This window comes from Bradyrhizobium sp. AUGA SZCCT0182 (genome assembly GCF_018130185.1).
GTDB lineage: Bacteria > Pseudomonadota > Alphaproteobacteria > Rhizobiales > Xanthobacteraceae > Bradyrhizobium.
In genome coordinates this window covers 28,953-40,972 of the sequence record NZ_JAFCLY010000024.1, presented here as the reverse complement: position 1 = coordinate 40,972, position 12,020 = coordinate 28,953, and the positions used below count along the sequence as shown (strand labels likewise).

8 protein-coding genes are annotated in these 12,020 nt (G+C 62.1%); 5 read left to right on the top strand and 3 right to left on the bottom strand.

Features of this window, described 5'->3' with window-relative positions; translation table 11 throughout:
- The first annotated feature begins 10 nt into the window (after nt 1-10).
- From ribB to JQ611_RS24010, 4 genes are all read left to right on the top strand, one after another.
- Entirely contained in the window at nt 11-1,087 is a 1,077-nt protein-coding gene (gene ribB, locus JQ611_RS24025; RefSeq protein ID WP_212035364.1) for a 3,4-dihydroxy-2-butanone-4-phosphate synthase, read from the top strand.
- Nucleotides 1,088-1,286: 199 nt separating this feature from the next.
- Nucleotides 1,287-2,501 carry an acyl-CoA dehydrogenase gene (locus tag JQ611_RS24020; protein WP_212269688.1) on the top strand — a complete coding sequence of 405 codons (1,215 nt, stop codon included), beginning with the start codon at nt 1,287-1,289 and terminating at the stop codon, nt 2,499-2,501.
- A gap of 196 nt (nt 2,502-2,697) precedes the next feature.
- A complete protein-coding gene (locus tag JQ611_RS24015) occupies nt 2,698-3,627 on the top strand; it encodes an MBL fold metallo-hydrolase (RefSeq protein WP_212269687.1) in 930 nt (309 codons plus the stop codon).
- A gap of 952 nt (nt 3,628-4,579) precedes the next feature.
- Nucleotides 4,580-6,382 carry a sulfatase-like hydrolase/transferase gene (locus tag JQ611_RS24010; RefSeq protein ID WP_212466781.1) on the top strand — a complete coding sequence of 601 codons (1,803 nt, stop codon included), beginning with the start codon at nt 4,580-4,582 and terminating at the stop codon, nt 6,380-6,382.
- A gap of 165 nt (nt 6,383-6,547) precedes the next feature.
- Here the strand turns inward: JQ611_RS24010 and JQ611_RS24005 are convergent, their stop codons facing one another.
- From JQ611_RS24005 to JQ611_RS23995, 3 genes are all read right to left on the bottom strand, one after another.
- Nucleotides 6,548-7,393: a DUF1499 domain-containing protein gene (locus tag JQ611_RS24005; RefSeq protein ID WP_212269685.1), complete on the bottom strand. Its 846-nt coding sequence runs from the start codon at nt 7,391-7,393 to the stop codon at nt 6,548-6,550.
- Between the two features lie 148 nt (nt 7,394-7,541).
- Nucleotides 7,542-8,441: a LysR family transcriptional regulator gene (locus tag JQ611_RS24000; RefSeq protein WP_249133411.1), complete on the bottom strand. Its 900-nt coding sequence runs from the start codon at nt 8,439-8,441 to the stop codon at nt 7,542-7,544.
- A 440-nt stretch (nt 8,442-8,881) separates the two neighbouring features.
- On the bottom strand, nt 8,882-10,510 hold the full coding sequence (locus JQ611_RS23995; RefSeq protein WP_212466780.1) for a fatty-acid--CoA ligase: 1,629 nt from the start codon (nt 10,508-10,510) through the stop codon (nt 8,882-8,884).
- 82 nt (nt 10,511-10,592) lie between these two features.
- Here JQ611_RS23995 and JQ611_RS23990 point away from each other — a divergent pair, with 82 nt between their 5' ends.
- Entirely contained in the window at nt 10,593-11,780 is a 1,188-nt protein-coding gene (locus JQ611_RS23990) for an extensin family protein (RefSeq protein WP_212466779.1), read from the top strand.
- Nucleotides 11,781-12,020: the final 240 nt, after the last annotated feature.

Sequence of the window (12,020 nt, the reverse complement as noted above, 5' to 3'; positions counted from 1 at the left end):
ATTTGAGAAAATGGCCGATACGATCCAGGAAGTTCTGCAAGCCTTTGCCAACGGCGAACTCGTCGTCGTCACCGATGATGACGACCGGGAGGGTGAGGGCGATTTGATCGTCGCGGCCTCGCTCTGCACCGCCGAGAAAATGGCGTTCATCATCCGCCATACCTCGGGCATCGTCTGCGCGCCGATCACGCAGGAAGACGCGCGCCGGTTCCGGCTCGATCCGATGGTCGCGCATAATGATTCCAACCACACCACCGCCTTCACGGTCTCGATCGACTACAAGCCCGATGGCGGCACCGGGATTTCGGCGGACGAGCGCGCCTCCTGCTGCCGGGCGCTGGCCAACCCGAATGCCGGCGCCAGTGATTTTGCCCGGCCCGGTCATATCTTTCCGCTGATCGCCCGTGACGGCGGCGTGCTGCTGCGTTCCGGTCATACCGAGGCCGCGGTCGATCTCTGCAAGCTCTCCGGCCTGCCGCCGGTCGGCGTCATCTCCGAGTTGATGAACGACGACGGCACCGTGATGAAGGGCGTGCAGGTCGCAAAATTCGCCGCCACCCACAAGCTCAAGCACGTCACGATCGCTGACATGATCGCCTACCGCCAGGCGCGCGAGAAGCTGATCGAGCGGGTCGCAACCTTTACAACGGATAGCCCGATCGGGCCGCTGCAGGGCTACGCCTACCGTTCGCCGTTCGATGAGATCGCGCATGCCGCCTTCGTCTACAACGGCATCGGCGACGGCAAGAACGTGCTGACGCGGCTGCACAAGCCCAACATCGTCAAGGATCTGTTCACCGGCCAGGCGCGCATGCAGATCGTGCTGAACCATTTCAAGCAGGCCGGCCGCGGCGTGCTGGTGTATTTGCGCGACGGCGCCGCCGGCGTTCCGGTCGAGCCGGTCGGCGAACAGAAATCCGCCGAGGCCGATCGCAACCGGCAATGGCGTGAAGTCGGCGTCGGTGCGCAAATATTGCGCGATCTCGGCATCACTTCGATCCGGCATCTGACGTCGTCGGTCCATGACTACAAGGGACTGTCCGGTTTCGGGATCGAGATCGTCTCCAACGAACGGCTCGAAGGGTAGCCGCATTCGCCATTCCGGGATGGTGCGTTAGAACCAGACCCGGAATCTCGAGATTCCGGGCTCGCGCTGCGCGCGCCCACAGATGCGCAATTGCGCATCGGGGAATGACGTAAAAGGCCCAATTCAATTGCGCTTCGGACGATAGCGCACTAATTTGGCCGCCAACTCCAATGAGGACAGTGATGCGAAAGGGATTTTTATGAGCGTGCGCCCTCAGTCCAAGGACAAACCGACATCCGCGGGTTTCCAGTGGGACGATCCGTTCCTGCTCGACGAGCAGCTTACCGAAGACGAACGCATGATCCGCGACACCGCGCGAGCCTATGCGCAGGACAAGCTGCTGCCGCGCGTCACCAAGGCCTATCTCGAGGAAAAGACCGATCGCGAGATCTTCAACGAGATGGGCGAACTCGGCCTGATCGGCATCACGCTGCCGGAAGAATATGGCTGCGCCAGTGCAAGCTATGTCGCCTATGGCCTGGTGGCGCGCGAAATCGAGCGCGTCGATTCCGGCTATCGCTCGATGAACTCCGTGCAGTCCTCGCTGGTGATGCACCCGATCTACGCCTATGGCGACGACAGCCAGCGCAAGAAATATCTGCCCAAGCTCGCGACCGGCGAATGGGTCGGCTGCTTCGGCCTGACCGAGCCGGATGCCGGCTCCGATCCCGGCGGCATGAAGACCCGCGCCGAGAAGGTCTCCGACGGCTACCGGCTGACCGGCAGCAAGATGTGGATTTCCAACGCGCCGATCGCCGACGTCTTTGTCGTCTGGGCGAAATCGGCCGCGCATGACAACCAGATCCGCGGCTTTATCCTGGAAAAAGGCATGAAGGGCCTGTCGGCGCCGAAAATCGGCGGCAAGCTTTCGCTGCGCGCCTCGATCACCGGCGAGATCGTGATGGACGGCGTGGTGGTGCCCGAGAGCGCGCTGTTGCCCAACGTGTCCGGTCTGAAGGGGCCGTTCGGCTGTCTCAACCGCGCCCGCTACGGCATCTCCTGGGGCGTGATGGGCGCCGCCGAAGACTGCATGGCGCGCGCGCGGCAATACACGCTCGAGCGCAAGCAGTTTGGCCGGCCGCTGGCGGCAACCCAGCTGGTGCAGAAGAAGCTCGCCGACATGCAGACCGAGATCTCGCTGGGCCTGCAGGCCTCGTTGCGCGTCGGCCGTCTGATGGACGAAGGCAAGGTGGCGCCGGAGATGATCTCGATCGTCAAGCGCAACAATTGCGGCAAGGCGCTCGACATCGCGCGCGTCGCCCGCGACATGCACGGCGGCAACGGCATCCAGATCGAATATCACGTGATGCGCCACTCTTCGAACCTGGAAACCGTCAACACCTATGAAGGCGCCCACGACGTCCACGCCCTGATTTTGGGCCGCGCGATCACGGGCATCCAGGCGTTTTCGTAAGGCCTTGGACAGGGCACCCGAGGTGGCGTCAAACTTAGCTGTCATCGTCCGCCCGAGTGCGCAATTGCGCACGGGGGGCGGACGATCCAGTATCCCAGAGACCTCCCGTTTAGTCTCGAAACGCCGGCGTTTACTGGATACCCCGCCTTCGCGGGGTATGACGACTGTAGCTTGGTGACAGCGTGCAGGAACTCCCATGGCCGAAACCGACAACGAAACCATCCCGTTCAACCGCGACTTTCCGCTCCTGCCGGGCGTCGTCGACGAAGCCCGGCCCGGCGTACGTCGGGTGCTCTGCAACAATCCGAGCCCCTTCACCTTCACCGGCACGGTCAGTTACATCGTGGGCAAGGGCAAGGTCGCGATCATCGATCCCGGGCCAAACAACGAGGCGCACGCGAACGCGCTGCTGGACGCCGTGCGCGGCGAAACCGTGACACATATCCTGGTCACCCATACCCACAACGACCATTCGCCGAACACCGTGCGGATCAAGGCCGCGACCGGCGCGCCTGTCTACGCCGAGGGACCGCACCGCGCCTCGCGGCCGCGCTTCGAGAGCGAGAAGCACAATCCGGAATCGGGCGCCGACCGCAACTTCCGGCCGGACATCGAGGTCAAGAACGGTGACACCATCGAGGGCTTCGGCTGGGCGCTGGAAGCGGTGGCAACCCCCGGCCACACCGCCAATCATCTGGCGTTCGCCTGGCCCGAGCGGAAGATCAGTTTCGTCGGCGACCACGTGATGGGCTGGTCGACCTCGATCGTGGCCCCGCCTGATGGCTCGATGATCGACTACATGGATTCGCTGGCGCGGTTGGAGAGCCGCCCTGAGGATCTGTATTTCTCAGGCCATGGGCCGGAAATTCCGGAAGGCCCGCGCTTTGTGCGTTTCCTGACCCGGCACCGCCGCGCGCGCGAAGCCTCGATCCTGCATCGCCTTGTCAAGGGCGAGACCGACATCCCGACCATGGTGCGCGCGATCTATATCGGCCTCGATCCGCGGCTGAGCGGTGCAGCCGGCTATTCGGTGCTGGCGCATCTGGAAGATCTGGTGTCGCGCGGCATCGTGGCGACCGACGGCGATCCCGTGATCGGTGGGACCTATCGGATGGCTTCTTCTTAGGGCCATCCATCCGTCTGTCATTCCGGGGCGTGCGAAGCACGAACCCGGAATCTCGAGATTCCCCGATGCGCAATTGCGCATTTGTGGTTCGACACTTCGTGTCGCCCCGGAATGACGGTAGTGCCTCACTTCTTCACTGTCTTGGCCCGCGCCTTGGCTGGCGACGTCCGCTTTGCTGCGCATAACAGACTCAAGTCGGACATCTCGTCATTTCCTGCTACGGGCTAGCAAGCGACGTCAAGATAGGGGCTGCCCGCTGAGGCGGGCTTACAAAAGCTTGCGCCACTAGATGGAACTAGAAATCAATCCTTATCGTGCGAGTACTTCTCCAAGAGCAGCCGATTATACTCATCTCTCACAGCTCTCCGTGAAACATGCCCTTTTCGGTCTTTGGCAATCTTCAGAAGATCAGGATCAGTTGGTGCCCGTGATTTCTTTCTGAATCTGGCAAAGAGTTGGCTAGTAGGCCCCGGGGTTCTTCCAAACAGCCGGTCAAACCATCCCATGGTGTCCTCACCGGTCATACTGCGAATTACGACACTCTATCATCTTGCATTTAGGACACTAGGGTTGGCTTGCGCCTTGGCCGGCTGGCCGGTTTCTTGGTGGGCCGGCGACGTCCGCTTTGCTGTGCATAACAGACTCAAGTCGGACATCTCGCCATGTCCGGAAAGTGCCCAACTACGGACATGATGCCGCAGGCTTGGCTGCTTTTTGCATAGCTACCGCTCGATCCTTGCGCCAGACTGGTGAGTGCTCCGTCCAGGTGGGGCCAGGCACCTCATTCCGATTGCTGCCGCGCGGTAAATTGAACGATCTTGGCGAACAACTTGCGTGTGCCTGGACTTTGCTAGGCGGCCCAAGACCGCGCTCCCTTCAAGTTCAATGGGCAAGATCGACCGACTGAAGATCAACTCTACCGCAAGCCTCCTGACCAAGAAAAGGAGAGGACATGAGTAACGATCATCCGCAGGGCCCGGCTGACTCGCGTCGAGGCTTCCTGCGCACGGCTGGAATGGGTGCGGTGGCTCTGGGACTCGGCGCCGCGGCCGATACGAGCGGGCAAGTCCACGCGGCCGTTGGCTCGACCAAGGCAGCCCGCGAGAGCGCGCAGCCCTACAACATCCTGTTCCTCCTGGTCGACCAGGAGCGATTGTTCCGGCCAGGAGAACTCCCGGCGGGTTATCGGTTGCCTGCACACGAACGATTGATGAAACGAGGCACAACGTTCGTCAATCACCGCATCGGTTCATGCGTGTGCACGCCTTCCCGCTCGGTGCTCTATACCGGGCGGCACATCCAGCACACGAAAATGTTCGACAACACGAATTTCCCCTGGATCGAGAGCATGTCGACCGAGATTCCGACCCTTGGCGATATGATGCGCGACGCCGGCTACTACACGGCCTACAAGGGCAAGTGGCATCTGACCAGGGAATTTGAGACGGTCAACGAACATGGCCATCTGACCAAGATTTTCACGGAGGAGATGGAGGCGTACGGTTTCGCCGATTATTTCGGCGTGGGCGACATCATCGCACACACGCGGGGCGGATACCTGCACGACGCGATCATCGCTGCAATGGGCGTCAACTGGCTGCGCGGCAAGGCACGCGATCTCTCACAGGAAAACAAGCCTTGGTTTCTCGCCGTCAACCTCGTCAACCCGCATGATGTAATGTACTACAACACCGATGCCCCCGGCACGGTTGTCCAGACAAAAAGCGGCATCAAGCGCGTCGCGCGCGACCCGGTCGATCCGCTCTATGCCAAGCAGTGGGACTTCAAGCTCCCGGCGAGCCACTTTCAGGCACTTGACGCGCCGGGCCGCCCTCCGGCGCATCGTGATTTCCTGAGGGCCCACGACGCGCTGGTCGGCCACATCCCGAACGAGGATGCTCGCTGGCGCCGGCGCCACAACTATTATCTGAATTGCATGCGCGATGTGGATCGCAACATCGAGACCGTTCTCGCCGCGTTGGACGCCTCGGGTCTTGCCGACAAGACGATCGTGATCCTGACCGCCGATCATGGCGACATGGACGGCGCGCATCAACTTCACGCCAAGGGTGCAGTCTCGTACCGCGAGCAAAACAACGTACCGTTGATCATCGCTCACCCCGCGCACGCCGGCGGGCAGCAGTGTCGGGCCGTCACGTCGCACGTGGATATCGCGCCGACGCTGATAGGGCTTAGTGCGGTCGCACCGGGCAAACGGGCCAGGATTGTCAAAGACCTTCCCGGAAAGGACTTGTCCGGACTCCTCGCGGCTCCTCAGCGCGCCGAGTTCACGGCCGTTCGCGACGGCGCGCTCTTCAACTACAACATGTTCGCTTACCTCGACGGGGATTTTCTCAACAAAGCCGTTACCTACATGCAACAGGGAGGCAAATCGAGCGATCTCAAAAGTGCGGGCATCCGCCCCGACATGATGAAGCGTGGCGCGGTACGGTCGGTGTTCGATGGGCGGTACCAATTCACGCGCTATTTTTCGCCGAAGCAACACAACCGCCCCACGACTTTCGAAGACCTTTACCTGATGAACGACGTAGAGCTGTTCGATGTGAGAGCCGATCCTTACGAAATGAACAATCTCGCGATGAATAGCAAGCAACACCGGGAACTCGTTGTCGCCATGAACGAGAAGCTCAATCGGTTGATCGACGCAGAGGTTGGTGAGGATCGCGGGCAGATGCTTCCCGGTGGCATAGATGCCGGTTGGGAGGTCACGGCGGAAACAATGTCAGGCGCCTGAACCTGGGAGATGAATTTACGCCGGGCTGCAAGCCGATGGCGATCACCTTGGCAAGGTGCATTCCCGCACGAGAATCTGACTGCGTCATGTCCGGTTAGGGGATAATCTCGGAGACCCGTTCTGCGCCCATCGCACGCACGGGGGCGAGGGAGCGCGGCCAGCGAGCTACTGTTTCTTCACCGTCTTGGCCTGCACCTTCGCCGGCGCCGCCGGTTTCTTCGCGGCCGGCTTGGTGTCGGCCACGGTGTTGATGTCCGCGATCAGCTTGGTGATGCGTGAGGCGTTGCTGCCGAGGTCGCTGTCGAAATAGCGCGATGCGGAGCGGATATCGACGCGGGAATCCTCGCCGTCGGCCTTGATCCGGATCGAGACGTCTTCGCGAAATCCCATGATCATCGTTTGCGCGATCGCCTCGATGCGTCCTTCGCGGCGTGCCTGCGGCGGGCGTTCGTCGACCACGCGCCATTTGCGCTTGTTGATCAGCGCGAGCGTGATCTCGTAGGCGCGCTGCGGCGGGACCTCGAGCTCCACGGTCTCGATATCAGGGTAGGCGATCGCCTGCTGCTCGGCTGAATAGAGCCCGGCATAGACGGCCGGATTGGTGCCTTCGCCGGCGCGCAGCCGCGCCAACGCCTCGAACCGCGGTGGGTCGATCGAATCGGTGGTGATGTCGTAGATCCGCGGCAACTTGCGGTATTGCAGGGCCAGATAGGCGGGGTAGGCGAGGATGGCGGCGTCGAGCAATAGCGCCAGCAGGATGCGGCCCATGCCGCGCGAACCGTTCTGCCAGATCGCGGCAAACGCGGCCAGGCCGACCAGGATGGAAAGGCCGGCCAAGGCCAGCGCGCCGAAGAACGTCGCCAGCGCCGGCTTCATCTCGAGGAAGCCGAAGCGGACGATCATGATCGAGACCACCACCGCAATCAGTGAGAACAGTGCGAGGTTGCGCGCCCATGTGGCGAGGCTGGACACGGGCTCCGTCTGGTAGGGAGCGGAAAACCTGCGGGCCATCCTCAAACTTCCATCATGAATTCAGCTGCCGTTCCGGTCGCAATACTGGAGACCCGGCGCCCTGAACTAGCGCATTTTCCGCACCTGTGGAAAGCAGCTTGCGCCGGAAAATCAGTCCAAATGGTGGTGCAAGGAGCGTCATGGCGCATCATGCCGGGCGCCCGAACTGCGTGGCCACAAAGTCGATAAAGGCCTTGATGCGCGGAGCGCGGTGGCGGCCCGGGACCGTCAGCGCGTGGATCGGAAACGTCTCGGGGATGTGGCTGTCTCCGAGCAGCGGAACGAGGGTGCCTTGCTGTATCGCCCGCGCGACCATGAAATCCGCCAACCTGGCGATGCCGAGCCCGGCTACCGCCATATCGAGCAGCAGGTCGGCACTGTCGCTGGTAAATGTGCCTGACACGGCGAGGCGATTGATGCCTTCATGGGTGTGGAAGGGCCATTGCGACCACGCCGGCCCGGGTAGCGTCAGGCAATTATGCTGCAGCAGATCGGCCGGCACGCGCGGCGATCCGTGTTGCTTCAAATAGAGCGGACTGGCGCAAACGACCCTTGTCGCGTCACCGAGCTTGCGCGCCATGAGGGTTGAATCGCCGAGTGCGCCGGAGCGGATGGCGACATCGACTTGCTCGGCAACCAGATCGACCTGGTGGTCCGAAACATGAAGCTCGACGCTGATGTCTGGATAATGGCTAAGGAAAACAGGAAGGGCGGGCCCGAGTATCTGTTTGGCGAGGGCTGTCCCGACGCTGATCCGCAAATGACCACGTGGCAGCCGGCTTGCCGCCGTTACCTCGGCTTCGGCGGCTTCGATCGATGCGAGGATGTCCCGGCTCCGGGCCAGAAACAGATCGCCCTCGGCAGTCAGGGCGAGCCTGCGCGTGGTCCTGGTCAACAGGCGCACACCCAGCCGGTCTTCGATGCGCGTGACCAGCTTGGACAAGGCAGAGGGGGTCAGGCCGAGATCGTCTGCCGCGGCCGCAAAGCTGCCCCGCTCGACCACCCGCACGAACCCATTCATCTCGGCCGAGGCTGCATTGATATTCATGAATTTGTTTCACGAGTGAATATAAATACTAGCCGATTATATCACGTTGGAAACGTAATAATAGTGGTCGCAGTCAATGAAGGAGCGGTCGCTATGTCTTGGGAGAAGAAGCTGCACGGTCACGTAAGGGCTGTTGAAGGCGCGCTGCGCCATCCGGACGGCAGCCCCGATATCGCCGCTTACGGCAGGATCGCTCACCACGAGCGGGACGCGGCCGTCGTTGCCGCCGTGCAGGACACAGCCCGCAGCCTGCGGGCGATGTGGTCGTCGATCTGGCGTGTCTTGGGTGGGTCCCTGGGCCGGTCGGGGCGCATCCGGTCGAATGCGCCCCTCCGAGGCTAGAGCGTTTTCCAGCGAAGTGGACACCGGTTCGCGTCAAGAAAACGCGTCAAACCAAAGAATCTAGAGCCCCGTTCCGATTTTATCGGAACGGGAAAGGTCTAGGCCGCAGCGTTCGGGAAACGGTAGCTCTTGAACTGGTCGCGCAGCGCGGTCTTCAGGATCTTGCCGGTCGCAGTGTGCGGAATGCCCTCGACGAAAGCCACGTCGTCCGGCATCCACCATTTCGCGATCTTGCCATCCATGAATTTCAGGATGTCCTCGCGGCTTGCCTGCTGGCCGGCCTTCAGTTGCACGATCAAGAGCGGGCGCTCGTCCCATTTGGGATGATAGATGCCGATCACGGCGGCCTCCGCCACCGCGGGATGGCCGACCGCGAGGTTCTCCAGATCGATCGATGAAATCCACTCGCCGCCAGACTTGATAACGTCCTTGGAGCGATCGGTGATCCGCATGTAGCCGTGCTGGTCGATGGTCGCGACGTCGCCGGTGTCGAAATAGCCGTGCTCGTCGAGAATCTCGCTATCGACCTTGAAGTAGGCCTTCGCGACCGCAGGTCCTGCGACCTTGAGGCGGCCAAAGGTCTTGCCGTCCCACGGCAATTCCTTGCCGGCATCGTCGGTGATCTTCATCTGCACACCGAACGGCGGATAACCTTGCGTCTGCAGGATATCGAGCCGTTCCTCGCCGCCGAGTTCGGCAAACGGCGGCTTCAGCGCCGCCACGGTGCCGATCGGGCTCATCTCGGTCATGCCCCAGGCGTGGCGCACGCGAACGCCCATGTCGACGAACGACTTGATCATCGAGCGCGGCATCGCCGAGCCGCCGCACACCACGCTCTTCAGGTGGGGCAGCTTCAGGTTTCCGGCGGCCATGTGATTGAGCAGCATCAGCCACACCGTCGGCACGCCGGCGGTGTGCGTGACCTTCTCGGTGTCGAGAAGCTCATAGACCGAAGCACCGTCGAGCTTGGCGCCCGGCATCACGAGCTTGGTGCCCATCGAGGGTGCGGAGAACGCGATGCCCCAGCTGTTGGCGTGGAACAACGGCACCACCGGCAGCATTGTCTCGGCGGCGCTGGTGCCGAGAGCGTCGACATTGTTGGCCATCAACCCGTGCAACACGTTGGAGCGGTGCGAATACAACACGCCTTTTGGATCGCCCGTGGTACCCGAGGTGTAGCACATCGCGGCTGCGGTATTCTCGTCGAAGGTCTTCCACTCGAACTTGCCGTCGGCTTCCGCGATCCAGTCCTCATAGGCGACCGCGTTCTTCAGCGTGGTCTGCGGCATGTGGGCCTTGTCGGTGAACACGATGTAGCGTTCGACGCTGGGCAGGCTGCCCGCGATCTTTTCCAGGATCGGAATGAAGGTGAGATCGGTCATCACCACGCGGTCTTGCGCGTGGTTGATGATCCAGGCGATCTGGTCGGGGAACAGCCGCGGGTTGACGGTATGGCAGATCGCGCCGATGCCCATGATGCCGTACCAGGCTTCAAGGTGGCGCCAGGTGTTCCAGGCGATGGTGGCGACGCGGTCACCGAGCTTGATGCCGTCGCGGTCGAGGCGCTGCGAGACTTTCAGCGCACGATCGCGAATTTCGGCGTAATTGGTGCGATGAATGGGCCCTTCGACCGACCGCGTGACGACCTCTTGCGTACCGTGATACTGCGCCGCGTGTTCGATAATCCGGTGGCAAAGCAAAGGCCAGTCTTGCATCAATCCGAGCATACGCACGTCCCTCCCAAAGGTTATTGTCTCGCGCATGATCCGCCAAAGTGCTGGTGTTTTGGCGTGCGATCATGGAATTGACATGAACTGTAGCGCGGAGAAAGCAAGCCGAAAATGGGCTTATGGCGCCTTTGGTCGCACGGCGGCGGCAATGGTTACCGTTGCGGCGGGCCTGCTTTTGCTCGGTCTGCTCTCCGACCAGGCCCTGGCCGCGAAAACGTCCCGGCAGCCGGCGTGGCAGTCGCCTTGGGGCGATCTGTTCGGGATCCATCCGCCGAGGCAGCGTGGAAAGGTCCACCGTGCGGCGGTACCGCTGCCGCGACCGCGCCCGACCGATGCACCAACCGCTGAGCCCGCCAAGCCCACGGCTGACGACTCCTCCAAGGAAGCTGCCAAGGAAGCTGCCAAGGAAGCTCCCAAGGAAGCTGCCAAGGAAACGGCCAAGGAGACCACAAAGGAAGGCAAGCCCACCGAACAGGCCGCGCCCCAGCCACCTCCGCCCTCGGCCTGCCGGCTGGCACTGACGGAGGCCATCGCCATTGCTCCCAGCATTCCCGACATCCGTGGCGCCGGCGGCTGCGGGGGCGAGGATCTGGTGCGGCTCGAGGCGATCGTGCTGCCGGACAAGCGTCAGGTCTCGGTGAAGCCGGCGGCGATCCTGCGCTGCGCGATGGCCTCTGCTTTGGTGAACTGGATCCGGACCGACATCGCGCCGCTGGCGGGGCGCCTCGGCAGCACGATCAGTGATCTCGACAATTTCGACTCGTTCGAATGCCGCGGCCGCAACCGTATCGTCGGCGCAAGACTCTCCGAACACGGCCGCGCCAATGCGCTCGACGTCCGCGCCCTCAAGCTCGCCAATGGCCGCTCAATCTCGCTCACCGATCGCAATGTGCCGCGCGAGCTGCGCGAAGCCGTGCTGCATTCGGCGTGCGCGCGGTTCTCGACGGTGCTGGGACCGGGGTCGGACTGGTACCACGAGGACCACATCCATCTCGACCTCATGGAACGGCGGAATAACTACCGGATCTGCCAGTGGAACGTGTGGGACCCGCTGCCGCAGACAGCGCCGCTGATGCCGGCCGAGCGGCCGGAAGAGGCGCCGCCGCGTGAGGTTGCCGCCAAATCCGATGCGGCCAAATCGGACGCTGCCAAACCCGCTGCGGGGAAATCCAGCGCGGCCCCGGCGGATGAGAAATCCGATGCGGTGGAAGTGGAGCCCAAGCCAAAGCCCGCAACAAAAAAACGCCGGCAAAACCGGCGCTCTTGATTGTCCTTGTGCGGCGTCATTTGTCGTCGGTTAGAGCGTTTTCGAGCGAAGCATGCCCTCGGACTTGATCCAGGGTGGATACCGGTTCGCGTGAAGAAAACACGTCAAAACTAGAGTCTAGAGCTTCGGTTCTGATTCCATCAGAACCGATAAGACTATAGCGCGCCAGTCGTGCCCTACACGTGACGATTCATTGGCCGCATTACTGTTGCAATCGGCCGTAATTCCAGCGTTTACGTG

Bases quoted from the DNA above. Each gene is read 5' to 3' on its own strand.
- JQ611_RS24020 (WP_212269688.1), top strand. From the start codon at position 1,287: ATGAGCGTGCGCCCTCAGTCCAAGGACAAACCGACATCCGCGGGTTTC.
- ribB (WP_212035364.1), top strand. From the start codon at position 11: ATGGCCGATACGATCCAGGAAGTTCTGCAAGCCTTTGCCAACGGCGAA.
- JQ611_RS24005 (WP_212269685.1), bottom strand. From the start codon at position 7,393: ATGGCCCGCAGGTTTTCCGCTCCCTACCAGACGGAGCCCGTGTCCAGC.
- JQ611_RS24000 (WP_249133411.1), bottom strand. From the start codon at position 8,441: ATGAATATCAATGCAGCCTCGGCCGAGATGAATGGGTTCGTGCGGGTG.
- JQ611_RS24010 (WP_212466781.1), top strand. From the start codon at position 4,580: ATGAGTAACGATCATCCGCAGGGCCCGGCTGACTCGCGTCGAGGCTTC.
- JQ611_RS23990 (WP_212466779.1), top strand. From the start codon at position 10,593: ATGAACTGTAGCGCGGAGAAAGCAAGCCGAAAATGGGCTTATGGCGCC.
- JQ611_RS23995 (WP_212466780.1), bottom strand. From the start codon at position 10,510: ATGCTCGGATTGATGCAAGACTGGCCTTTGCTTTGCCACCGGATTATC.
- JQ611_RS24015 (WP_212269687.1), top strand. From the start codon at position 2,698: ATGGCCGAAACCGACAACGAAACCATCCCGTTCAACCGCGACTTTCCG.